This window comes from Lysinibacillus pakistanensis, from assembly GCF_030123245.1.
Classification (GTDB): domain Bacteria; phylum Bacillota; class Bacilli; order Bacillales_A; family Planococcaceae; genus Lysinibacillus; species Lysinibacillus pakistanensis.
The window spans coordinates 2947093-2969994 of sequence record NZ_CP126101.1 but is presented as its reverse complement, the minus strand read 5'-3'; the positions used below and the strand labels follow the sequence as shown (position 1 = coordinate 2969994).

General features: G+C 35.3%; 28 protein-coding genes. 18 read left to right on the top strand and 10 right to left on the bottom strand.

From position 1 onward, the window contains the following. Positions 1-24: 24 nt before the first annotated feature. The 4 genes from QNH24_RS14695 to QNH24_RS14680 all read left to right on the top strand — a co-directional run bounded on the left by QNH24_RS14695 (position 25) and on the right by QNH24_RS14680 (position 2719). A complete protein-coding gene (locus QNH24_RS14695; protein ID WP_283868320.1) occupies positions 25-441 on the top strand; it encodes an FAD-dependent oxidoreductase in 417 nt (138 codons plus the stop codon). 11 nt (positions 442-452) lie between these two features. Continuing rightward, complete coding sequence (locus QNH24_RS14690; RefSeq protein WP_347342978.1) at positions 453-920, top strand: FAD-dependent oxidoreductase; 468 nt, start codon at positions 453-455, stop codon at positions 918-920. A 642-nt stretch (positions 921-1562) separates the two neighbouring features. Further along, positions 1563-2012 (top strand): MarR family winged helix-turn-helix transcriptional regulator, encoded by a 450-nt coding sequence (locus QNH24_RS14685; protein ID WP_283868319.1) that lies wholly within the window; start codon positions 1563-1565, stop codon positions 2010-2012. Positions 2013-2017: 5 nt separating this feature from the next. Further along, positions 2018-2719 carry a CPBP family intramembrane glutamic endopeptidase gene (locus QNH24_RS14680; protein ID WP_283868318.1) on the top strand — a complete coding sequence of 234 codons (702 nt, stop codon included), beginning with the start codon at positions 2018-2020 and terminating at the stop codon, positions 2717-2719. A 260-nt stretch (positions 2720-2979) separates the two neighbouring features. On the opposite strand, the gene QNH24_RS14675 is transcribed toward QNH24_RS14680, so the two are convergent. The 3 genes from QNH24_RS14675 to QNH24_RS14665 form a co-directional block, all read right to left on the bottom strand. Continuing rightward, positions 2980-3090: a YjcZ family sporulation protein gene (locus tag QNH24_RS14675; RefSeq protein ID WP_283868317.1), complete on the bottom strand. Its 111-nt coding sequence runs from the start codon at positions 3088-3090 to the stop codon at positions 2980-2982. 241 nt (positions 3091-3331) lie between these two features. Next, entirely contained in the window at positions 3332-3445 is a 114-nt protein-coding gene (locus tag QNH24_RS14670) for a YjcZ family sporulation protein (protein ID WP_427543563.1), read from the bottom strand. 349 nt (positions 3446-3794) lie between these two features. Then, the gene (locus QNH24_RS14665) at positions 3795-4661 is read right to left on the bottom strand and encodes a cation diffusion facilitator family transporter (RefSeq protein ID WP_283868315.1); all 867 of its coding nucleotides are present in this window, start codon (positions 4659-4661) and stop codon (positions 3795-3797) included. Positions 4662-5292: 631 nt separating this feature from the next. Here QNH24_RS14665 and QNH24_RS14660 point away from each other — a divergent pair. The 5 genes from QNH24_RS14660 to QNH24_RS14640 all read left to right on the top strand — a co-directional run bounded on the left by QNH24_RS14660 (position 5293) and on the right by QNH24_RS14640 (position 8435). Then, positions 5293-5907, top strand: coding sequence for a DUF2306 domain-containing protein (locus QNH24_RS14660; RefSeq protein ID WP_283868314.1), 615 nt, complete (start codon positions 5293-5295; stop codon positions 5905-5907). A 166-nt stretch (positions 5908-6073) separates the two neighbouring features. Next, complete coding sequence (locus QNH24_RS14655) at positions 6074-6712, top strand: copper amine oxidase N-terminal domain-containing protein (protein WP_283868313.1); 639 nt, start codon at positions 6074-6076, stop codon at positions 6710-6712. Between the two features lie 12 nt (positions 6713-6724). Next, on the top strand, positions 6725-6967 hold the full coding sequence (locus tag QNH24_RS14650) for a hypothetical protein (protein WP_054772123.1): 243 nt from the start codon (positions 6725-6727) through the stop codon (positions 6965-6967). A gap of 13 nt (positions 6968-6980) precedes the next feature. Beyond that, positions 6981-7880 carry an FAD:protein FMN transferase gene (locus QNH24_RS14645; protein WP_283868312.1) on the top strand — a complete coding sequence of 300 codons (900 nt, stop codon included), beginning with the start codon at positions 6981-6983 and terminating at the stop codon, positions 7878-7880. Next, positions 7881-8435, top strand: coding sequence for a ferric reductase-like transmembrane domain-containing protein (locus QNH24_RS14640; RefSeq protein ID WP_283868311.1), 555 nt, complete (start codon positions 7881-7883; stop codon positions 8433-8435). Positions 8436-8484: 49 nt separating this feature from the next. On the opposite strand, the gene QNH24_RS14635 is transcribed toward QNH24_RS14640, so the two are convergent. Both QNH24_RS14635 and QNH24_RS14630 read right to left on the bottom strand, forming a co-directional pair. Beyond that, positions 8485-9720 (bottom strand): sensor histidine kinase, encoded by a 1236-nt coding sequence (locus tag QNH24_RS14635; RefSeq protein ID WP_283868310.1) that lies wholly within the window; start codon positions 9718-9720, stop codon positions 8485-8487. Continuing rightward, positions 9693-10391 carry a response regulator transcription factor gene (locus QNH24_RS14630; RefSeq protein ID WP_283868309.1) on the bottom strand — a complete coding sequence of 233 codons (699 nt, stop codon included), beginning with the start codon at positions 10389-10391 and terminating at the stop codon, positions 9693-9695. The genes QNH24_RS14635 and QNH24_RS14630 overlap by 28 nt, the downstream gene beginning before the upstream one ends. A gap of 155 nt (positions 10392-10546) precedes the next feature. On the opposite strand from QNH24_RS14630, the gene QNH24_RS14625 reads away from it, so the two are divergent. After that, positions 10547-11455, top strand: a complete 909-nt coding sequence (locus QNH24_RS14625) for a DMT family transporter (RefSeq protein ID WP_283868308.1) — start codon at positions 10547-10549, stop codon at positions 11453-11455. On the opposite strand, the gene QNH24_RS14620 is transcribed toward QNH24_RS14625, so the two are convergent. After that, positions 11452-12141, bottom strand: coding sequence for an ArsR/SmtB family transcription factor (locus QNH24_RS14620; RefSeq protein ID WP_283868307.1), 690 nt, complete (start codon positions 12139-12141; stop codon positions 11452-11454). The genes QNH24_RS14625 and QNH24_RS14620 overlap by 4 nt on opposite strands. 87 nt (positions 12142-12228) lie before the next feature. On the opposite strand from QNH24_RS14620, the gene QNH24_RS14615 reads away from it, so the two are divergent. The 5 genes from QNH24_RS14615 (at position 12229) to QNH24_RS14595 (ending at position 15461) form a co-directional block, all read left to right on the top strand. Beyond that, on the top strand, positions 12229-12537 hold the full coding sequence (locus QNH24_RS14615; RefSeq protein ID WP_283868306.1) for an antibiotic biosynthesis monooxygenase family protein: 309 nt from the start codon (positions 12229-12231) through the stop codon (positions 12535-12537). 28 nt (positions 12538-12565) lie between these two features. Further along, the gene (locus QNH24_RS14610) at positions 12566-13399 is read left to right on the top strand and encodes a CbrC family protein (RefSeq protein ID WP_283868305.1); all 834 of its coding nucleotides are present in this window, start codon (positions 12566-12568) and stop codon (positions 13397-13399) included. A 287-nt stretch (positions 13400-13686) separates the two neighbouring features. Continuing rightward, the gene (locus tag QNH24_RS14605) at positions 13687-14004 is read left to right on the top strand and encodes a PadR family transcriptional regulator (RefSeq protein WP_283868304.1); all 318 of its coding nucleotides are present in this window, start codon (positions 13687-13689) and stop codon (positions 14002-14004) included. Then, positions 14004-14561, top strand: coding sequence for a DUF2812 domain-containing protein (locus QNH24_RS14600; RefSeq protein ID WP_283868303.1), 558 nt, complete (start codon positions 14004-14006; stop codon positions 14559-14561). Before QNH24_RS14605 ends, QNH24_RS14600 begins: the two co-directional genes overlap by 1 nt. Before the next feature lie 198 nt (positions 14562-14759). Then, entirely contained in the window at positions 14760-15461 is a 702-nt protein-coding gene (locus tag QNH24_RS14595) for an SIR2 family NAD-dependent protein deacylase (RefSeq protein ID WP_283868302.1), read from the top strand. 28 nt (positions 15462-15489) lie between these two features. Here the strand turns inward: QNH24_RS14595 and QNH24_RS14590 are convergent, their stop codons facing one another. Genes QNH24_RS14590 through crcB form a run of 3 tightly spaced genes read right to left on the bottom strand, consistent with a single transcriptional unit; the run spans position 15490 to position 16538 of the window. Then, positions 15490-15834, bottom strand: a complete 345-nt coding sequence (locus QNH24_RS14590) for a hypothetical protein (protein ID WP_283868301.1) — start codon at positions 15832-15834, stop codon at positions 15490-15492. Positions 15835-15849: 15 nt separating this feature from the next. After that, positions 15850-16179 carry a fluoride efflux transporter FluC gene (locus QNH24_RS14585; protein ID WP_283868300.1) on the bottom strand — a complete coding sequence of 110 codons (330 nt, stop codon included), beginning with the start codon at positions 16177-16179 and terminating at the stop codon, positions 15850-15852. Next, a complete protein-coding gene (crcB, locus tag QNH24_RS14580) occupies positions 16176-16538 on the bottom strand; it encodes a fluoride efflux transporter CrcB (protein ID WP_283868299.1) in 363 nt (120 codons plus the stop codon). The genes QNH24_RS14585 and crcB overlap by 4 nt, the downstream gene beginning before the upstream one ends. Before the next feature lie 629 nt (positions 16539-17167). Here crcB and QNH24_RS14575 point away from each other — a divergent pair. Beyond that, positions 17168-18910 carry an ABC transporter ATP-binding protein gene (locus QNH24_RS14575; protein ID WP_283868298.1) on the top strand — a complete coding sequence of 581 codons (1743 nt, stop codon included), beginning with the start codon at positions 17168-17170 and terminating at the stop codon, positions 18908-18910. Continuing rightward, positions 18907-20643 (top strand): ABC transporter ATP-binding protein, encoded by a 1737-nt coding sequence (locus tag QNH24_RS14570; RefSeq protein ID WP_283868297.1) that lies wholly within the window; start codon positions 18907-18909, stop codon positions 20641-20643. The genes QNH24_RS14575 and QNH24_RS14570 overlap by 4 nt, the downstream gene beginning before the upstream one ends. A gap of 50 nt (positions 20644-20693) precedes the next feature. Here QNH24_RS14570 and QNH24_RS14565 read toward each other — a convergent pair whose 3' ends face one another. Further along, positions 20694-21071 carry a hypothetical protein gene (locus QNH24_RS14565; RefSeq protein WP_283868296.1) on the bottom strand — a complete coding sequence of 126 codons (378 nt, stop codon included), beginning with the start codon at positions 21069-21071 and terminating at the stop codon, positions 20694-20696. A 175-nt stretch (positions 21072-21246) separates the two neighbouring features. On the opposite strand from QNH24_RS14565, the gene dacB reads away from it, so the two are divergent. Next, entirely contained in the window at positions 21247-22680 is a 1434-nt protein-coding gene (gene dacB / locus QNH24_RS14560; RefSeq protein ID WP_283868295.1) for a D-alanyl-D-alanine carboxypeptidase/D-alanyl-D-alanine endopeptidase, read from the top strand. Positions 22681-22902 lie beyond the last annotated feature (222 nt).

Here is a 22902-nt window from a genome sequence, read left to right as displayed (position 1 = left end):
GTCGTAAAAACAGGAGGAAAAAAGATGGGAATTTTTGAATGTGCAATTATTGGTGGAGGACCAGCAGGATTAAATGCAGTATTATTGTTAGGTAGAGTGAATCGATCAGTCGCATTGTTCGATACAAAGAATGAACACCTTGCATTCGAGCTTCAAGAGAGTATTTCAAGAAATGGAAATGAGGCCATTGAATTCATGCAAGCAGCAAAAGAAAAATTAAATCAATATCCAACTATTCATTCAATCGTCAGTAAAAATGTTAGGGCTATTAAACAATCTGACAATAAGCTTTTTAAAATTTATACAGAAGATGGCCAGAGCTTTCTTGCTGAGAAACTCCTTTTGACAGATGGTACTGAAGTACAGACAGATATCCCAAATATTAAGCAATATTATAATAAGAGTATTTTCACTTCACATATGGCTATGGCTGGGAATTAAAGGATAAAAAAATAATTTATATAAATGAGGCTGGTGATGTTGCCCGAACTGCTAAAATAATTTTTAATTTTTCAAATGATTTAGTCGTAGCAACAAACGGTTATGAAATAAAAGAAAATGAAAAGAGAGAATTAGAAAATAAAGGAATAAATGTGATTACTGATAAGATTAAAGAAATGAAAGGGCATAATGGGGTACTGAATAGTGTCGTCTTTCAAAATGGGTTAGAAATAGAGCGGGAAGCAGGCTTTATTACTCCATCCTCTTATGCAACAAATACCATTGGTCAAGGATTTTCTTGTGATTTAGATGAACAAGGGTTAATCGTTGTTGATCATTTCGGAAGAACATCAGAAAAAAATGTGTATGCAGCCGGCGACGCTGCACAGCCTGCGCCAACGGAAATCGTCCTTTCGGAGGCAACAGGAATTCTAGTGGCAATAACAATTAATTCAGATATTTCAATTGAAAAGTTTTAAGTTTTATAGCCTTACTTAGGATGGTTCGATGTGATAGAGATACCAAGGGTGCAAACAATAATTATCCTCTTTTCCTATGAACGAAAATCCTTTATTCTTACCGTCATTTGATTGAGACAAGTTTGAATCAACGATTGCTTCACTGCATAAAGGTTACCTCGAAGCGAAATAAAATCATTACCAGTAATATTAAAATTTAGATAAAATGTCTGCTTTTCGTTAAGGCAGACATTTTTATATGGAAATCCTAGAGAAAATGATGCAAGCATTTATGGTAATATTAAGAATGCAATCTCAAGAAGCTCGAATTTGTCATGAACAAGAAGAAATACAAATTACTCTTTTTAGCTACTGACTTACTATTTTATTTGGCCGAATGAAGAATCAATTTTTATCATTCTAATATAAATTTGCAAATTTTAACAACTACATACTGCGTGTTTTATAAAAAGGATTCTTTGGTTTACGCTTATTACATCAAAAGTGTAATCAAAAGAATCTTTTTTTGCCATTAAGCCGTGGTGATCCCTTTCTGTTACTTAATATAGTTGACAGAATAGAAGAGGTATAATTAAAATTTTAAATAGTTAAATAATTTATAAACATAAAATGTTTAGTTAATTAAAATGACGGAGGGTATTTATGTTAGTAGAAAGAATGAAGAATATTTTTCAAACATTAGATCAGATAAACTATGCCTTACTGAATCATTATGAAGAAGTACTTGAATATAAGTTAACGCCAAAGCAAGCGTTGATTATGGAGCATATTCATGTTCATGGAATTTTAACAGTGAATGAATTGGCTGAAAAGATGAATATGTCAGCTAGTGCAATTAGTCAATTATTATCTAAATTAGAGGACGGGCATTTCATTGAGCGAACAATTAATCCTGAATCCAGACGTAAAATTGATGTAACACTTGGCTCTAAAGGTGAAGAGCTTTATAAACTATATGAAGAAGTGGATAAACAGGTAGTGTCAAAATACTATTCTAAGTTAGATGATGAAGTAATCGATCAATTTGAGTATGTAGTGAACAAGATTTATGAGGTGATAGTAGAAGAACAAAACAAAGTTAAGGGGGAGTAGCTTTTATGAATTGGGTGTACATGATTATTGTATTTATTATCTGCATACCTGGTATTTATTTTATGTATCAATCAGAAAAAATTTATCTTAAAGAAGATGATATAACTGATCGGCAACGATTAATAATCCATGTTCTAACAGCCATTATTTTTTCAATGATAGGTGCTTTTATTGTGCCTAAGATTGAGGTAGTACAGCAAATCGAAGCTATGAAGATTATTAAATATGGTTTCGGTTTAGGAATTATTTGTTCTATTGGTCACTTACTATTCTACAATATGTACTTTGTGCCAAATTTAACCAGAGAAGAATATTATAAAATTGAAACTTATTATGTCAATGCAGGTATATTAAGTCGTTTATTTTATGGGGGAATTATAGAGGAAGTCATATTTCGATGGAGTTTACTTAGCTTGTTTCTTTGGTTGTGTCAATTAGTGAATGTAAACAATGTCACTAGCGAATGGTTAGCTATTGCTATTTCAAGTATTTTATTTGCACTCATCCATTTACCATCTATAAAACTTGTTGCTAGCAAGCCCAAAAAATCCATGTATGTGTATGCTATTATCGGGAATATTTGGGTTGGTATTTTTGCAGGAGTAGCTTTTGTTTATGGAAGTTTATTAGCAGCTATAATAGTCCATATGCTTTTCCATTTACTATGGTGGCCCATTCAAACTCGTGAATATGCTAAATTACCATGATCTAACTTAAAGATAATTATTAATATTAATGAAACTTTCTATAAGAGAAAAAGTATAGGAAATTGATTACAAGGATACTGGGAAGCAAGGTTCACCAGCTATAAAGCTAAAGTAGGGATCCTATTAAAGAAGGCTTTAATCATCATAGACCTGATAAATAACACAAAGGGTCACACGGAGGCTAGGGACCCTTTGTAAACATTAGAAAGGAAAGGTTAATTTCTTTAATTCTATTCATTCTAAGACGCTATTGGCTATTATTAATAAGCTCTTACAAAACTAGTACCAACAATAATTAGAAGAATGAAAAGAACAACAATTAGTGCAAATCCTGCACCAGAACCATAACCATTGCCATATCCTTGAGACATAATAACTTCCCCCCTTTCTATATTTCTATAATATGAACGGTTGTTAACATGAACTGCGATAATTATCTACTAAATTAATTTATTTAAATTAATAGCTTAGTCAAGAGCTCTAATGAAAAAAGGCCACTCTTGTAAAAGTGACCTTGTCATGAGGTAGAGTAAAGCTAGATGACTTTTACTCACTATTTAATTCTAAAGCAACGGAGACTTTTTAGATAAAATACATGAAAGGCTTTTTAAATTAATACATGAAAGATGCGCCGACAATAATCAGAAGAATAAATAAAACAACGATTAGGACGAATGATGAGCCGTTATAACCGCTGTTGCCGCCATAATAGCAATTGTTATTTATGCCTCCTACATTACCATAGTATCCCATAAAGTATCCCTCCTTTTAAATCTATAATATGTTGAGTTGTAGAAATTACAGAGGTATTCATCCAATAAAAAAAGGATTGTTTTTTGCTGAGTGGGTCGTGTTCAAGGGAATATTGGGGGTGGCTTTTTATTATGGGAATGCAATACATTAAAAAAGACAATGGGCGAGAGATAACCTCAGACCCATTGTATGTATGGATAGATGTAAGTGGAAATCACAGTAATTTGTAAAGGGGGTACTAAATGCATGCGCTAAATTTTTTACCAGTCAAAGAAGTAACTAAACAATGAAACCAACGTTCCTCAGGTCAGTTTTTGGTCATTTAGTTTACTTTCTCATTTTCTGGCTCTAAATGAATAAGGATATTGGCATTCTGAAAGATATTTTTAATCCTTTCTTCTATACGATCGCAGAGATCATGAACTGTTTCAATGCTATTTTGCGATTCTACTACTAAATGAAAATCGATATATTCCTCAGCACCCGACCGTCTTGTTCTGAAATCATGGTACTCAATATATTCATCTTTAAATGATTCAATGATTTGTATAATTTTCTCTTCTTCTTCATTTGACAATCTTGCATCCAATAGTGGAGGAAATGCTTCTTTTATCATTTTAAAAGCCTCTATCATAATAAAACAAGCTAATACAATACCAATAATAGGGTCTAAAATATACCAACCAGTTAAATGAACAATTAATAAACTCAAGGCCACGCCTAATGAAGTATAGACATCTGTAAGTAAATGAAGTGCATTTGATTTCATTGCTACTGAATTAGTATTTTTAGCAGTTCTATACACAATTCTAGATATAAAAATATTAATTATAGCACCTAAAACCATGACAATTATACCTAATAGCGGAAGCTTTATTGGAGTAGGTGTAATAATTTTATGAATACATTCATAAATAATCCAAATTCCTGCAACAAAAATTAAAAGGGTTTCAATTGTTCCAGAAATATTTTCAACCTTACCATGTCCATATGGGTGTTCTTTATCAGCTGGTTTATTGGATATTCTGACAGAGAAAAAAGCAATTAAAGAAGCAAGCAAATCTAGAAAAGAATGGATTGCCTCTGATAAAATTGCTACCGATCCTGTGAATAAACCTACAATAATTTTTAAAATAACAATAGCAGAATTACTAATAACTGATAAAAATGCGATTTTTGAAGAATTCACATTGAAATACCTCCTAATGAATATGAAATTATGATAACAGTCATACTCCGTGTGGGTCTATAGCAACGTTTTTTCCCAATATCTATTAATTAATGCAAACGAAAAAATGTTGGACTAGACAAAGTTTTTTTGAATAACAATATTACCCATAAACCATGATCTCAAAATAGTAAGAACAGTGCTGGAGGTTTAAAGCTTTAAATTGATAAAATATTCACAAAATTAAAATGGTTGAAATGTATCCCTTTAAATGCATCAAAAGACTTATGTATTATATTAGAAACTTAATTGTGAGAAGATAGTTTAAGACCATCCCGATATAAAAATTCAACTATTCAAACTGCCACCAAACCAATAATTACCGAACGGGAGGGATGGATAAAACTTCTAAAACTAAAGGAGAAAAATTTCTTTCAAAATAACTAGCTTCAACCACCCAGATAATATTCGTTGCTATATGTTAAAATGGAGGTAATTTGATTGTTACGTATTCATCCTAACCTTCAATAATGTGGAGGATACTAGCAATTTTACTACTTATCCTTATTGGTAGTTTGATAGAAATGATTCATAAAAAATCAAAAGCATTATTTTTGCAGCAGTTTATTTTCCTAATGGAGGAATAGGTTGAATGAAAAGAAACATTGGAATTTTGCTAATAATTGTCTCGATTATGTGGGTACTTCATACATTTTCAAAAAATTTTATGGTTGATCCTACTTTTGAAAAATTTATTTCTAAAAAGGATTTACTTCTTGCTGATGAATCACTATGGATATTCATGATACGACTTCATATTTTGCTGGCTATTATTTCGTTGCTTACTGGTCCATTAGGGGTTATGAAAAAAATTCGAATTAAATCGATGACATTCCACCGTTGGAATGGTCGATTCTATGTATTGTCCATTATCTTAAATTTCATTCCTGGTCTCTATGTTTCATTTTTTGCCACTGGTGGATGGCTCAGTACAATAGGATTCCTTATTTTAAATAGTTTATGGCTTGCAACAACATGCCTTGGCTATTGGAATATCAAGAAACAAAAAGTAATGTTACATAGTCAATGGATGATTCGAAGTTTTTTCCTTTCCTTTTCGAACATGTTGATTTATATCATTGTTGCCATTACATATAACTTAATTAATATGCCCTACGAAATTTCCTATATCATAGCAGTCTGGTTATGCTGGATGATTAATCTTCTAGTAGCGGAGATAATTATTAGGAAGAAAATATGCTTATAAACCGTAGTAAATGTAGCTAAATTAATCGTAGTAGATTTATGCACCTAAGCTATTTCTGTGTACAGTGAAATCTGTTCATAGAGATGGCTTTTTTAACTTTGCTTGAAAAAATTCAGTTTCCTTTCATTTTTGACGCCTACAATGAAAACAAAGGGAGGGATTGATAATGAAGAAACTAAGTTTAGTAATCGTACTAATTGCTGCAAGCTTTACTACAAATGGTATCGTCGTACATGCAGATGATCACAAGCATGAAGATAAAAAATATGAGAAGTATAAAGACTATGACGATGATGATGACGATTATGAGTACGAATACAAGTACGATGATGATGAAAATGAAGGTGAAACTTATTATTTTCAAGATGCAGTAAGTGAAAAAGGGACCTGGAATATTTGGACTCGAACTGTTACCGCAGATAAAGAAATATTACCTTTCACAAATTCTCAAAATGTTACTTTCATGTTAGACGGAACAAATAAGGTATTGAATGTTTTTGTTATACCTAAAGATGGAGAATTTTTTGTACCTGGAAAAGCAATAGCACAGGTTTTAGGAGCAAAAGCAACCTTTTATCAAGCAAGTAAAATATTAGATATCCAAGATCAAACTAATGAATTAATTTTCCGTGCTGGAACAAATGTAGCCTATGATAACAACGTTAAAACACCTATTCCTGCACAAGCATTTTATGTAAATAAAGAATTGTATGTACCGATTAGTACAATCACGAATGGTTTAGGCTATATAGCTGAATGGCAAGAAAGCACTCAAACATTTATTGGTCATTCAATTACAAAATAGGAGGGTAGGATTATGAAAGATCCGAAAAAGGCAAAATGGGTTTTAGGTACATCGGGGATACTATTATCCGCAGCATTACTAACTCAAATAAATAACCCCACACAGGCTGAAACATCACGCTCAAACAATATACAAAATTTAGATCAGGAAAATATGACAGAAAGAGAACGAGAGCTCGTACAGCTTGACTGGACAAATTTTGAAATTACAAGTCAAGCAGCTGTCAAGAGCGAGCGAAAAACGAAAAGAACTTAATGGAGTTGGTTGTGTGGAGACACTAGCTTTGCAAATAATGAATACAGAATTTTATATTGCTATGCCCAAAGGTGTACACTTTTTGTGGAAGGAAAAAGCAAATAAATGGCTGCAATACGTAGCAAAAGAATGGTCACGGTTTCAACCAAACAATGAATTATCGCAATTAAATGATTTAAAAATTGGAGAAACGTTATGCATAAACTCTATGTTATATGATTGTCTTGTACAAGCAGATACCTATTTTGAGCTTACTCATGGTTTATTTTCTCCATACCTTAAACTGCAAATGGAACAGCATGGATACAATCTGTCATTTCCATTTGTAACCACTAAAAGCAATATCTATAAAAACAATTCTCTGGTTGTGGAGAAATCATTCCAATTTCTGGGAAATCAGCAAGTTATGAAAGTAGCAGAACAGGAAATTGATTTGGGTGGATTTGCTAAAGGATATGCTATAGAAAAATTGGCTAAATGGCTGGAGGAAAAGATAGCTCCTGATTTTGGTCTAATTGATGGGGGCGGGGATATGCAAATGTGGTCTGCTGGAGAAAAGACTTGGACAATCGGTGTTGCAGATGTCTGGAATATCGATAAGGAAATTAGTTCGATTAAAATGAAAACAGGTGCTATTGCTACATCTAATCGGGTATTCCGGAGCTGGATGCTAGGGACAACAAAGAAACATCATTTGTTGAATGGCCAAACGGGTGAAGTTGTAGAGACAAATGTTTTACAAGCCTCTGTTGCAACCCCCTCATTATGTGATGCGGAGGTTGGGGCAAAACTTTGCTTTCTATTGGAAGAAGCTGAGTTGCAGCAATGGTTTGAGAAAAATTGTATGAAAAGTGCACGCTTTATTGTGAAAGAGGGGCAAACAGCTACTTGGAGGATGACAGGAGTGAACTAAATGCTTACAAGTACTTGGGATTGGATTCGTTTATTAGGGTTTTTAGCGTATTTTTACTTTACTGTTTCTATTATCTTTGGCTTGTTGAGAAAATCACCGTTTGTAAAATCACATAAAAATTTAATTTATCATATACATCAAAATGCAGGGTGGTTAGGATTAATCACCGTAATAGGGCATATGTTTGTGCTGATGATAGATCACTATGAGCCATATCGTTTAGGAGAGATTTTATTTCCTTTCACCGCTAACTATCAATCTTTATCATCGGCTCTTGGGACAATTGCATTTTATTTGTTTTTAATTGTCATTCTGACATCTGATTTATGGATTCGAACGATGAATCGCTCTATATGGAAAAAAATTCACTTTCTTGTGTTGCCAGCATGGGCATTATCATTTGCCCATGGGGTGCTTATTGGAACTGATTCAGAAAACCCTGTAATTCTTTTGTTTTATTTAATCTCTGCTGGGCTTACACTGTCGATTTTGGTAGCGAGAACAGTAGGTCAACTGACGAAAAAGGTAGACGTTTCAACGTCCCATCATAAATAAAAAAGCATCAGCTTATCTTCTAGAAAAGAGATAAGCTGATGCTAATATGTCACAAAGGGAATTCGATATGGAATGTAGTGCCTTTACCAAATTGACTTGTTGCATAAATTTTTCCATTATGCTGTTCAACGATTGCCTTTGCAATGGCTAGTCCTAAACCAGTGCCATTTCGTTGACGAGCAGTATCACTTCGGTAAAATCGTTCAAACACTAAAGGTAGTTCCTGTTCCGTTATCCCCATGCCACTATCCGTAACTGTAATTTCAATTATGTCTCGAATCTTTAACAGTGTAAGTGTTATTTCACCGCTATTTGTATATCTAATGGCGTTGTCTAATAAGATATAAAGCAACTCTTGTATTTTTGAAGCATCGCCAAGGAGCTGTATGTTTTCTTGAATGTCAGTTGAAAATTGTATAGTAGGTGGCATAATCCTTTGAAATTTTACACTCACCTTTTCAAGTAAGCTAGATAATGGTATAAATTCTTTGGTAAAAGAAACCTGCTGTTGATCATGTCTTGCTAAGAAAAGTAATTTATCAATTAGCTCTTTCATTATTTCTGTCTCATCTTTTAAATCCGCAATTAATTCCTTCCCTAGAGGGCTTAAATGCTTAGCTTCTTCTGCCTCTAAAATTTCCAGTGAACTATAAAAAATACTGAGTGGTGTTCGTAATTCATGAGATGCATCAGATACAAACTTTTTTTGCTTATTGAAGGACCATTGAATCGGTATCATGGCTTTACCAGCTAAATAATAGCTCAGTAGCCCAATTAAGACCGTGGAAATACAAGTTAATACTATTAGTAAATATCTTACCTTTTGGAAAAAGTGCTGCTGTGACGTCACGGATTTACCAACGATAATATAGCCAACTACCTCATCGTTGCTGAAAATTGGCTTTTTTTCAAGTAAAAAATGCTCCTCCTGCCACTCATAATGTTTCACAAGGTTAGCGCTTGGACTGCTATTCTTGAAGACCTTTTCAATCTGTTGCTTTAAGCCCTTATAGGATTCATCACCATGGACAAACAGACCATCCTTTGTGTAAATATAGTAAAAAAAATTACGATTTGGATCATAGCTTAACATTTTTTTGTTTGCATGAACATGCTCAAAAAAATCATGTTCCTGCTTTACATAAAAGTCCTCTAATTCTTTCATTTGTTGATTTTCCATAAGTTTAACGAGTGAAAAATAAAGAACAATAACAAAAAGTGAAAATAATAGAAAATAAAGCGTTGCATTTATATAAGCTAATTTTTTTCTCGTTGTCTGAAACATTCATTATCCCTCAATTTATAGCCAATACCTCTTACATTCTGAATATGTGATTGGGATTGACCATCATCAATTTTTTTTCGAACAAGTTTGACTAATGCGTCCAAGGAATTATTCGAAACATCATAATCATAGCCCCAAATATAAATACAAATTTGTTCTCTTGTTAGTATACGACCCTTATTCATAAATAAATATTCTAAAAGTAAGAATTCATTTTTAGTTAGGTCAATCACTTTATTATTGTACAAAAACACACGGGAATCTACATGTAGTTGTAAATGATCAATTTGGATGACCTGTTCAATGACTTTATCTTTTCTTCGGAGCAATGCTCGAACTCTTGCTAATAGTTCCTCCATTTTAAATGGTTTTACGATGTAATCATCTGCACCGCTATCAAGACCTTGAATGATATCATCTGTATCATCCCTTGCTGTCAGCATTAAAATACTGCCATTAAACCCAGTGTTTCGCAGCTGTTGACAAACTTCAATTCCACTTAGTTTTGGCATCATCCAGTCTAAAATAACAAGATCATATATCTCAGTATGAGTATGGTCTAGCGCGTCCTGCCCATTCTCTGCTTCTGCAACATGATGAAATTCCTTTTTTAATATATAGCCAATATTTCTTCTAAGCCTTGCATCATCTTCTGCTACTAATATTTTCAAGGTTGTTTCCTCCCATTTGTGCTTTTTAGTTAAAACTATACGTATGAAAAATGACATGAAACTGAAAAATTCGCTAATTTGTATTCCATACTTCGATGAGAGTTGAAGCTTTTCCTATCTATAATGTTCTTAGATATAAAAAAGGAGGAACATCAATGAATATTTATAAATTTATTGCATTATTAGTCCTAACTACATTTTTAATGGGATCTTCCTTTGCCATTGTTAAGTTAGGCTTGCCTTATTCATCGCCATTATTATTAGCTGCACTCCGATTTCTACTAGCAGGAGCAATCATGGCTGTTATTGTAATAGCTTTCAGGAGACCTCATCCAACCTCAAATGGTAGTTGGATAAAGATTTTACTAATCGGAGCTTGTCAAACAGCAGGTGTTATGGGCTGTATTTTTTTAAGTTTGCGCACGATTACAGCAAGCGAATCTTCCATTCTAACGTTTACAAATCCCTTACTCGTTGTGATATTTGCCACTCTTTTTACAAAGGCACGTTACCGCACATATCAATGGTGTGGTGTTGTGCTAGGATTAATTGGCGTAATGATTACAATGGGGGCACAGGTTACCATTCAAATCGGTCTTATTTTTGGTATTCTTTCTGCTGTTTTTTGGGCAGTGGCAACATTGCTAGCTAAAAAATGGGGTGTTTTATTTGATACCTGGGTTTTATCAGCCTATCAAATGCTTTTTGGTGGTTTCATTCTATTACTAGCCAGTTTCTTGCTTGAGCAACCATTTTTTATTGTGAATCGGACTTCTATCTTTATTTTGTTATGGTTAAGTATTTTCTCATCGATCGTTCAATTTGCTGGCTGGTACTATCTTCTACAAAATAGTGATCCTGGCAAAACGAGTGCTTATTTATTTTTGGCCCCTTTTTTTGGAGTATTAACAGGCTGGGCACTGTTGGATGATCCCCTTAAGCTTTCATTAGTAGTAGGAGGTGTCTTTATTATTGCTGGAATCTATTTAGTAAATCGTAATTTTACTGCAAAAGATAAGAAAAATCTCCGCGATGAGATGGTAGACGATAAAAGTCTAGTCTAGGTTATATCCATGTTAAAAACTTCTTTAAAGCCGGTTCGTCCTTTTTCAGTGACTTTAATAGCTCGGATGGATGGGACACGCGTAATCCATTCCAGGTTTAAAAAATGTGTCAGCAGTCCGTGACCGAGTGCTCCACCAAGATGATATCGCCGTTCGCTCCAATCTAAGCAGGCATGAGAAAATGAACGACGCATTTTTTTAAATTCATCTAAATCCAGACCGAAATCCGCAAAAAACTTTTCACCTTCAGTGGTAATGACAAACTGTTTTTGGTCTAGCTCTAAATAACTAGCATTAAGCAATGATTCTGTTAATTGCACACCTAATTTACCAGCTAAATGGTCGTAACAGGTTCTTGCATCCTGTAGAACTTTCATTTGACTGGATTGCTTTAATGAACGCACTTCTGGTGGCGGAGACATTGCTAGGAAGGATTCCAGTAATTGTGCAATGTCTTCACCTGCTAGCCGAAAATATCGATGACGACCTTGCTTTTCTACTTTGACAAGCTTGCCATCCACTAACTTAGCGAGATGAAAGCTAGCTGTCTGAGGTTTAATGGCGGCCATATATGCTAATTCACTAGCTGTATGGAAGCGGCCATCCATCATACTAGCAAGCATTGTGGCTCTTGAGGTTTCACCTAGAAGGGAAGCAATTTCAGCAATATTTGGATTAATCCCCATTTGTCACAATCCTTTCTCAATCGATGTTTATTTTTCGTAACAGTATTTATCGTTTACAATAATACATATAGAGGAGGGAGTAAATACATGGAAACGTATTATGCTGTAATTTTTACATCACAAAGAACCGAAAAGGATGGAGCGGGCTATGCTAAGATGGCAGAAGTTATGGATAGCCTAGCACAAAAGCAGCCAGGCTTTATTCGTGTAGAAAGTGTTAGAGATGCCGAAGGGAAGGGAATTACGGTATCCTATTGGAAAACGTTAGAGGCTATTCAAGCGTGGAAGGAAAATGCCAAACACTTAGTAGCACAGCAATTTGGGAAAGAAAATTGGTATACGCTATATCATGTGGAAATTTGTCAGGTCATGAAAGAATATTCTTTCACCAAATAATGAAGCCTTTTATAGAGGGAGTTCCTATATGACTACGTTTATTTTAGAAGAATGGCACGAACAACGGAAAAATTTCAATCCATCTGACCCAGCTAGCATAAATCAAATGCATGGATTTAAAGAACAAGTGAAACTTGATGAACAAACAGAGGGAAATGTAAGAATACTTGTTGAAATCTACTGTTTGCTTAGAATGTACCCTGAGGCATATAAGCTTTTTACCACAGTAATGGATTTGGAGAATAAGAAAGATCGAAAGAAATATGGAGCCCTGAAATATTATATGGATAATCCAAATTATAGTAGGCCTTTGTATCCTTGTAAAATACGAGAGGGTGAAACAAAAACTGTTATACCGAAGTTTAAATATCTACCATACCCACTACAATCAAAAATTTTTAAAGCGCAAAAAATTGTTACTTGTGATTGCTGTAAGGAGGAAGTAGATGTTTATTATTCTGGAGGTATTTATGCCATTGAAAGGGCTGAGTATCTTTGTCCGACATGTATACATAGTGGTGCAGCCGCTAGAAAATACGATGGTTCTTTCCAGGAGGATCTCATAAATGATGAGAATGTTGTAAATGCAAATTATACTGAGGAAGTCATGTATAGAACACCTGGATATGTTAGCTGGCAAGGCAATAATTGGGTGGCTCATTGCTCGGATTATTGTGCCTTTATTGGCTATGTCGGTTGGCGTGAATTATTGGAGCGAGGCATTACAGAGCAATTTGAAAATTTTACTGCTTTTTCTACAATAGAGTTATCCGAATCATTGGTGAATGATGGTCATCATCAAGGGTATTTATTTCAATGCTTAGAATGTAGTCATTATGTTCTGTATTCTGATTTTAGTTAAATGAATGCAGTGGAAAAACTGTTGAACAAAGGAGAAAAATATTTGACCGATTTTTTTCAACGATACAATGATTCGATTTAACAGAAGACTCCCACCTCTACAGATGGTGAGATGAATGCAGTTTTGGTTTTTTTCAGTTGGATGTCCAAACACCTACTGAATGAAGATAAAAGGCGTCTACTAAGTTAATCACTTAGTGGGCGTTTTCAATCTAATTGCGGTTTATATCATAAAATGATATATTGTTTTGTGATATATCATTTTGTGATATATTGGAGGTGTAGATATTGAAATCTTTAGAGCATTTAACAGACTCGGTTTTTTATATTATGGCAGCATTAACCGAGCCACGTCATGGCTACGCTGTTATGAGCTTAATAGAAGAAAAGACAAGGGGAACATTTATCGTTGGACCAGCATCCCTATATACCATTATCAAAAAACTAATAGCTGAGCAGCTAATTCAAATTCATGATGACACAGATTCTCGTCGCAAGGTCTATATCTTAACTCGTAAAGGCCGTGACATATTACTTCAAGATATAGAAAGAAGAAAGGGCATGATTTATATGGCAGAGCAGGGATTACAAAGGGGGCATATTTAGTGTTAAAGAAGAGATATATGGTATCAAATGGTTTAGCTTTTTTTGAGGAGCTCGATATGAAGAAATTAAGTAAAAAGGCTGCAAAGGGTTGGCATTTAAAAAGATTTCGATTTGCTGGCTATGAGCTCGAGAAGGGTGATGCAGAAGACGTTATTTATAATATTGATTACCGCACATTACCCGCAGATGAAAAAGATGAATATTTTGAGCTATTTGCATTTGGTGGGTGGACACATGTTTGTTCAAGCGCAGATATGCATATTTTTAAGGCAACACCGGGAACTACCCCTATCTATAGTGATGTTGAGTCTGCAATCGATAAATTAGCCCGTCTAGCAAAGCCTGTTAATATCGTGGCATCTATTATGCTGGCAATCTCAATGATTCTGTGGATATGGATGACAGTGTCGTCAGGAACACTTCATCACATTGCACAGCAAGGATTTGCCTGTTCTCTTATTATCACAGTTCCAGCGTTGATGACTTCTGGTGGGGTTTACTATCATATGTGGAAGAGTTTACGAGTAAATTCTAAAAGATTTATAAAGAACAGCTGAATGAAAAGCTGTTCTTTTTTCTTTATTCAGCAAATGTTTTTATGTCGAAAGTATAGCGGCTGCTACAATTACGCCAAGGCGAAATTGATATTTTGCTGAAAACTATTGAGTCCATGAAATAAAGATGTCATAGTTACTATAATAAGCGCTTCTTAGCTCATATCGTACGATGTTAGTATGAGAATGGAGGAATGAAAAATGTCAATTGAACAATTAGGTGAATGGTTACAATCCTCAAAAAGGACAGTAATTTTAACAGGGGCTGGCATGTCAACAGAAAGTGGTATACCAGATTTTCGTTCAGTATCAGGATGGTGGCAAAATATTGATCCTCGTACAGTAGCCACTACTGAGGCATTGGCACAAAATTATACATTATTTCATGAATTTTATAAAATGCGCATTGAACATTTAGAAAATGTAGCACCACATGAGGGGCATAAAATTCTTGCGGATTGGGAAAAGCGTGGCATTGTATCTTTAGTGATGACTCAAAATGTAGATGGGTTTCATCAATTGGCAGGTAGTCAGAGGGTGGAAGAATTACATGGTTCGATTCGCTTGATTCGCTGTCACCGCTGTCAGCAAGCCGCTTCAATGAATTGTTTTTTGAATAAGGAGAGCTGTAGACATTGTAATGGAAAATTACGGCCAAATGTTGTACTTTTTGGTGAAAGTTTACCTCAAGAGAGCTGGCACAGATCGATGGATGCTATTCAATCAGCGGAGCTTGTACTTGTCATTGGTACCAGCCTTGAAGTGTATCCTGTGAATCAGCTCCCCACGATGGCAAAAGGGAAAACTGTCTATATCAATTTAGATATAACACAGCACACAGTACCGTTTGATTTAATTATCGAAGGGAAAACAAAGGAAGTGTTGCAACAAGTGCAAATTTAAAAGAGGGCGCCTAGAAATCGACAGGCGCCTAAAACATTTGTGGTAAAAACTCCTTCATAAATCGTTGATTTTTTCGTAACCATATTTTCAAAACCATTCGATGTGTAAGCAGTCTTTGTCTTTTATGAGGTCTAGCTTTTGCTTCTATTAAGCTTCGCAGTAGAATACTTGTTTCTGTTGCAAATAATTGTGGATCAACAAGAACATCAAGCTTATAATCGATTAGCTGAGCGGCCTGAACTTTGGCGAGTAACTTCGAAAAGAGGCTATTCATTTCCTGAAAATTTTCTTCTAACTCTAAGTCGATTAAGGTATATAATGTTTGTTCAATTTCAGTTTCAAGTATTTGTAAATCGTATGTTGAAGGTATCAAAAAATCACCCCTTTCTTATACCATATAAAATCCAAGTGTCGCACAAAGTATTCCAAGCAAAATGGATGAACTCATATAAATAATCGCATGGCTCCATTTCTTCTGTTCAACGAGTTGTAGTGATTCAAAGCCAAATGTTGAAAAGGTTGTATAGGCCCCTAAGAAACCAATTCCAATAAAATGCCACAGCCAATCGCTTAGATGTAACGCAAACAAAACTCCAAGTGCGAAAGAACCTGTTATATTGATGAAAAATGTTGTCCATGGATATGTATGAACTATCCATTTCCCTAAATAAAATCTAGTCAATGCACCTAAAAATCCACCGATACCAATAAGAATCATTCGAAACGCCCCTTTGCCAGCTTATGTCCTAGCCATGCACAAATTAATCCACCAACAACACTTATGAGACAATAAAGTAGGGCTTGTATCCATTGATGATCTTGAAGAAGTAATAGGGTCTCCAAGGAAAATGTCGAAAAGGTTGTAAAGGCACCAAAAAAGCCTGTCCCAATGCCTAACACTATGGGGGAACGCTTTGGAAAAGCTGTAAAAAGCCATGCTAAAAAGAAGCAACCTATTATGTTAATACAAAGTGTTGTAACTGGAAAACTACCTGTATTGGGAAAAAATAGGCTAAGACTATAACGACTGATGGCCCCTAAAAATCCTCCAATTCCCACTGCTAAAAATGATTTCAAAGTTAGTCGCTCCTTAATTTTATCTTGTACAAGCAGGTAGTAATTTTATCTTGTACAAGCAGGTAGTAATTTCATCGTCAATATTTATATAAGAAGTCACCAAGTTGTCTCAGGGGTCTACGCGATTTAAAATTCAAATACTATAAAGATTTTATCATGAGTGGTTATGCAATGCCCGCTATTCGATGAGCATTTGAAATCACAGAATAGTAATTCATTGCTTTAAAGCGCTAATTATTTCTTGAAAAAAGTAAAAAATAACAGGAAGATAGTTGACAAATATTTCTAAAGTGTGATAATCTTCAAGAACACTATAACAAATCAAGTAAAGGAGGGCATGACAATGTTTAATTTAACAGTATCATTTCAAAACACATTTGCATACATTGTCCGTGCCTAACTTTTTTCTATCGCAGTAAAAAGGCATGGTTTACACTTTGCCTTTTATAAGAGACACATGCTCTTTTTGGGGGATGTGTCTTTTTTGTTGCGTAAAAAGTTGTAGTGATAACACAAAAAGGAGTGTAGATAGTATGCGAAGTACAGGTCAAAACGTGATTTTCAACAAGGAATTTCTGGATAGTGGGTAGCAATGCTTTAACAGCACGAGGGAAAGAAGGTTATAATGTATGTTTGATGTTTTAAGTAAGCTAAGCTGGTTTTTTAAGCAATACTGGAAGCAATATACTGTGGCAATCGTGTTCTTAATAATAGCCAGCGCTTTAGAGGTAGTACCTCCGTATTTACTAGGGTCCATTATTGATATATTGACTGCTGGGGAAATGTCACCAGCTATTTTATCAAAGTATATTTTGATATTTGTGGGGATCATTATAGGTGGTTATGCCCTAAATTTTGTGTGGCAATTCCGACTATTTGAAGGGGCTATTAATCTAGAAAAAATATTACGTCGGAATCTTATGCAGCATTTTTTACGTATGACACCAACGTTCTATGAAAAAAATCGCACTGGGGATTTAATGGCTCGTGCAACTAATGATTTAAACGCCGTATCATTAACTGCTGGGTTTGGGATTATGACCCTGATTGATTCGACGATTTATATGGGATGTATTATTTTTGCCATGGGCTATATGATTTCATGGAAGCTTACATTTTTTGCCATGCTCCCTGTTCCAATCATGGCTATTCTTATTCAATATCTAGGGAAAATTGTGCATGAGCGTTATATGAAGGCGCAAGATTCATTTGGAGAGCTGAATGATAGTGTGCTAGAGTCGGTTGCAGGTGTACGAGTTGTACGTGCATATGTGCAAGAAAAAAAGGATGAGGCAAATTTTGCTGAGATGAGTGAAATTGTCTATGAAAAAAATATGCATACAGCAAAAATTAACGCTTTATTTGGACCGATTACAAAAGTAGGTACTGGCATTAGTTATGTTGTAGCACTTGGCTATGGTGCCCATTTGGTTGCCACTGAGGCGATGACAGTAGGGCAACTTGTGACATTTAATGTTTACTTGGGGTTAGCAGTTTGGCCAATATTTGCCATCGGAGAGCTTATTAATGTGATGCAGCAAGGAAATGCTTCTCTTGATCGTGTACAGGAAACGCTTAACTACGAGGCTGATGTTCAAAATATTGCGAATCCACAAATGATTGCGACACCTAATGGAATTGGCTTTGATGATTTAACATTCCAATATCCTATGAGTCAGGTGAAAAACCTTCAACGGATATCATTGTCGCTGAAAAAAGGGCAGACACTTGGCATTGTTGGGAAAACGGGAGCTGGTAAAACAACGTTCCTACGACAATTATTACGTGAGTATCCAATCAGTGAGGGACAGCTATCAATAGATGGAGTAGATATTACTGCACAAACGAAAGAGCAATTACTCGATTGGATTGGTTATGTACCACAGGATCATGTGTTGTTCTCACGTACAATTCGGGAAAATATTTTATTTGGAAAAGAAGATGCAACACAGGCTGAATTGCAACAGGCGATTCACGCTGCATACTTTGAAAAGGATTTAGAAAATTTACCAATGGGTCTTGAAACACTTGTGGGTGAAAAGGGCGTCTCCCTTTCAGGAGGACAAAAGCAACGTGTGTCCATTGCACGTGCCTTAATTAAGGATCCTGAAATTTTAATGCTGGATGATTCATTATCTGCTGTAGATGCTAAAACAGAGGCAAAAATTATTGAAAATATTCAACGGGAACGTCAAGATAAAACGACAATTATTACCACACATCGATTATCAGGCATACAGCATGCAGATATAATCATCGTGCTAGATGAAGGTCAAATTATTGAACAGGGCACACATGAGCAGCTTCTTGCACTACAGGGATGGTATAAAGAGCAATTCGACCGTCAGCAGCTAGAAGGAGGTGCCTCATGAGTACGAGTCAACGTTTAACACGCTACGCCATGTACTTTAAAAAACCAATTTTCCTTGGCTTATTTTTCTTAACAATTGCCGTATTTACCGAGCTTGTTGGGCCATTTATTGCCAAACATATCATTGATAATTATATGACAATCGGTCACATGGAAATAAAACCAATTACATGGCTGTTACTAGTATATTTAATTTTAGCAATTGCTACTGCGGTATTACGCTATTTTATGTATATTTATTTGCAAATTGGTGCTAACCGCGTAGTACAAAAATTGCGTAAGGATGTATTTGAGCATATTCAAACACTACCAATACAATATTTCGATAATTTACCAGCTGGAAAAATTGTAGCCCGTGTTACGAATGATACGGAGGCAGTTCGAAATTTATATGTACAGGTACTATCCAATTTTGCAACGAGTTTCATTTCAATTATTGGTGTTTACATTGCACTTTTCATTTTAAACTGGAAAATGGCTATGTTAGCCTTACTCATGATTCCAGTTATTTATTTATGGATGATTTTATATCGTAAATTTGCTTCTAAGTATAATGATGTCATTCGTACCAAAATTGCAGATATCAACGCTATGATCAATGAATCCATTCAAGGAATGACAATTATTCAGGCATTTCGTCGAGAGCAGCAAATGACAAAGGAATTTGATGATATGAATAATGAGCATTATGCGTATGAACGCAAGCTGCTTGTTCTTGATTCAGCGACTTCCTTTAACCTTGTTAATACATTAAGATTGATCATGTTTACAGTCTTTATTTTCTACTTTGGTACACAGTCCTTTACGGCAACGCAAGTGATATCCGCGGGAACCTTGTATGCCTTTGTGGATTACTTAACAAAATTATTCAATCCTATCACAAATATTGTCAATCAGTTTTCTCAGCTGGAACGTTCACTTGTTGCAGGAAAACGTGTATTCGAGGTGCTGGATATTAGTGGTGAGCCTGTCTCTGAAAAAAGCATACCAAGATATGAAGGAAATGTGGTTTTCGAAGATGTTTCCTTTGCCTATAAAAACGAGGAATATGTATTGAAAAACCTTTCCTTTGAAGCTCATCAAGGCGAAACAATTGCCTTAGTAGGTCATACTGGATCTGGGAAAAGCTCTATTATGAACCTATTATTCCGCTTCTATGATCCATCTAAAGGAAAAATTACTATCGATGGTATAGATATTACTTCGGTGCCACGACAAACAATGCGTGAGCATATGGGCATTGTTTTACAGGACCCATATTTATTTACGGGAACGATTGCTGCGAACGTTAGTTTAAATAACCCTAAAATCTCACGTGAAAAAATAGAAGCTTCATTGAAGGCTGTTGGTGGGGAGCGTGTTTTAGCTAATCTACCAAATGGCTATGATGAGCCAGTGATTGAAAAGGGGAGTACGTTGTCATCTGGACAGCGGCAGCTTATATCCTTTGCTAGAGCGCTAGCCTTTGACCCTGCTATTTTAATATTAGATGAGGCTACTTCAAATATTGATACAGAAACAGAGGAAATTATTCAGCATGCGATGGATGTGCTGAAAAAAGGGCGTACAACATTTATCATTGCGCATAGACTTTCTACTATTAAAAATGCAGACCGTATCCTTGTATTAGATCGAGGTAAGATTGTAGAGCGAGGTACACATGATGAATTATTAGCACAGGGCGGTATTTACGAAAAAATGTATCAGATGCAGGCAAATTCATTGCATCAATAATTAGGTTTGATAGATGGAAGCCCCACTTTACAAAAAAAGTGGGGCTTTTTTTAAGATGTGCTTTTTACATATTTAAAGACATTAACGAAGAACAATAACATAGAAAGACCTACAGCAATACCACCACCTGATACGAAGAGCTCAAATAACCAGTGAGGTACATCAATATATACCATCATCATGCCGACCAATAGAAATGGCAATCCGATATTATAAAGCCAAAATTGAGCTCTTGCAAGCCCTGTTTCGGCTGCATCCTTATAAATAGAATAAATTAAACCAATGAATCCAGTTGTTAGCCAACCTACTACACCAATATGAGCATGTGTTGCTGTCCATTGAAGCTGAATTGTATAATGCATAAACAGTCCAAACGCCAAAACAATCACTAAATACATGACTGAAATCTTTATCCATTTGGCACCCATTATCACCAACTCCTTTCTTTAAAAGTGATTTAGCTAGCTATTTCAGTTTATTCTTGTCGAAGAAAAAAGGTGACATAGCATTCTTTGTAAAATAATGAAGGTGTTTCATTGTAAAAGGCAAACTTTTTCCGTAGAATAAAGTGATAAAAGTTGAAATTTACCAATTGGAGGAACTATGAAAAGGAAATTTATAATTTGTACAATGATCTTTCTGCTGTGCTGCTTTCCAATCACTTTTATGGACAATGTGGAAGCAAGTGAACAAACAATGACAACAAAAGTGAATAGTATTATCTCAAAAAACTGGAAGAATAATGAGTACAGTATTACCGTACGAGATATGGAGACAGGAAATATCCTTTACAACAAAAACGGTGATAAAATGATACGTCCTGCTTCAACACATAAGCTTTTAGTGAGTGCTGCTGCATTGGATATGCTTGGATCAGATTATCGATTTGAGACAAAGGTCTATGTCGATGGACCAATAGAAGAGGGTGTTCTTCATGGCAATATTTATTTACAGGGCGGAGGAGATCCAACGCTTTTACCAGCTCATTTAGAATCATTTGCTAATGGACTAAAAAAAATAGGGATTTCAAAAATCACAGGCTCCTTAATTGCCGATGATACATGGTTTGATAAAGATCGTTTAGCAAAAGGCATTGTTCCTCAGGATGAAGCACTATCCTATGCATCACGTATTTCAGCATTAACGATTTCACCAAATGATCAATATGATATTGCTACTGTGCAAGTAAAAGTGACTGGCTCAAAGATTGGGACTGTGGCAAATGTTCAGCTTGCCCCGTTTGCTAGTACAATTCCCATTGTAAATAAGACTAGAATCGTTAAAAAGGGTGAAAAAAATACCGTAGCAATTACACGAGAATATGGTACAGACCGTATTGTTGCTAAAGGAAATTTACCAGCTGGTACAGAGAAAAGTACATATGTGACTGTTTATGATCCAACTTTGTATACACTTGATGTATTTCGGGAAAAATTACTAGCAAAGGGAATCCAAACAATGCCTCTGGAGGTTGGCGAGGTACCCGACAATGCAATGAGAGTAGGAATTTCCTATTCGAAGCCATTAAAGGATATTAATTTTCGATTTTTAAAACTAAGTATAAATGGTATGGGAGAAATGCTCACAAAGCAACTTGGACGGGAACTACTTGGAGAAGGAAGCTGGTCAGCAGGCATTCAAGCAATTCGTACATATGGTAATGATAATGGGCTAAATATGGAGCAGTGGTATTTTGAAGATGGTTCAGGTCTAAATCATCAAAATCGTGTAAGCAGTATGCAAGAAAGTCTACTGTTGTATAAAATTCGAAGTAAGTCTTGGTATTACTCCTACTTAGATGCATTGCCTCATGCAGGAAGAAAAGGCAAGCTTGTTGGGGCGACATTAGAAAATCGCTTGCAGGGATATAGTGTATCTGCTAAAACTGGGTATATTTCTGGTGCTCATGCCTTAAGTGGCTATGTCAAAGGGAAAAGTGGTAAGTGGTATATTTTTAGTATTTTAACACAGGCCAATAAAACGTCAGCTATCCCAACCATAGATGCCATTGTCAAGCAGATTGCAAATGAATTATAAAGGCTTCGCGATAAGGAGTCTTTATGTAATCACAAAGCCGATTCTGGGCGCAATTATACCATGGCAAAATTGATTGGACGGTGATCAATTGCCAAAAATTATCGATACAGTGATAGAAAAATACGGTAAACTAGATGTGCTAGTTAATAACGCCCATGCGCAATACAAGTTACAATAGAAGATACGACACAGGCAGATCTTGATTTATCATTTGGGATAGGA

Coding starts and splice junctions, on each gene's coding strand:
- QNH24_RS14620 (WP_283868307.1), bottom strand. CDS start 12,141: ATGGGGATTAATCCAAATATTGCTGAAATTGCTTCCCTTCTAGGTGAA.
- QNH24_RS14625 (WP_283868308.1), top strand. CDS start 10,547: ATGAATATTTATAAATTTATTGCATTATTAGTCCTAACTACATTTTTA.
- QNH24_RS14655 (WP_283868313.1), top strand. CDS start 6,074: ATGAAGAAACTAAGTTTAGTAATCGTACTAATTGCTGCAAGCTTTACT.
- QNH24_RS14660 (WP_283868314.1), top strand. CDS start 5,293: ATGAAAAGAAACATTGGAATTTTGCTAATAATTGTCTCGATTATGTGG.
- QNH24_RS14615 (WP_283868306.1), top strand. CDS start 12,229: ATGGAAACGTATTATGCTGTAATTTTTACATCACAAAGAACCGAAAAG.
- QNH24_RS14650 (WP_054772123.1), top strand. CDS start 6,725: ATGAAAGATCCGAAAAAGGCAAAATGGGTTTTAGGTACATCGGGGATA.
- QNH24_RS14595 (WP_283868302.1), top strand. CDS start 14,760: ATGTCAATTGAACAATTAGGTGAATGGTTACAATCCTCAAAAAGGACA.
- QNH24_RS14685 (WP_283868319.1), top strand. CDS start 1,563: ATGTTAGTAGAAAGAATGAAGAATATTTTTCAAACATTAGATCAGATA.
- QNH24_RS14585 (WP_283868300.1), bottom strand. CDS start 16,179: ATGATTCTTATTGGTATCGGTGGATTTTTAGGTGCATTGACTAGATTT.
- QNH24_RS14575 (WP_283868298.1), top strand. CDS start 17,168: ATGTTTGATGTTTTAAGTAAGCTAAGCTGGTTTTTTAAGCAATACTGG.
- QNH24_RS14635 (WP_283868310.1), bottom strand. CDS start 9,720: ATGTTTCAGACAACGAGAAAAAAATTAGCTTATATAAATGCAACGCTT.
- QNH24_RS14565 (WP_283868296.1), bottom strand. CDS start 21,071: ATGGGTGCCAAATGGATAAAGATTTCAGTCATGTATTTAGTGATTGTT.
- QNH24_RS14610 (WP_283868305.1), top strand. CDS start 12,566: ATGACTACGTTTATTTTAGAAGAATGGCACGAACAACGGAAAAATTTC.
- QNH24_RS14640 (WP_283868311.1), top strand. CDS start 7,881: ATGCTTACAAGTACTTGGGATTGGATTCGTTTATTAGGGTTTTTAGCG.
- QNH24_RS14695 (WP_283868320.1), top strand. CDS start 25: ATGGGAATTTTTGAATGTGCAATTATTGGTGGAGGACCAGCAGGATTA.
- QNH24_RS14570 (WP_283868297.1), top strand. CDS start 18,907: ATGAGTACGAGTCAACGTTTAACACGCTACGCCATGTACTTTAAAAAA.
- QNH24_RS14675 (WP_283868317.1), bottom strand. CDS start 3,090: ATGTCTCAAGGATATGGCAATGGTTATGGTTCTGGTGCAGGATTTGCA.
- dacB (WP_283868295.1), top strand. CDS start 21,247: ATGAAAAGGAAATTTATAATTTGTACAATGATCTTTCTGCTGTGCTGC.
- QNH24_RS14680 (WP_283868318.1), top strand. CDS start 2,018: ATGAATTGGGTGTACATGATTATTGTATTTATTATCTGCATACCTGGT.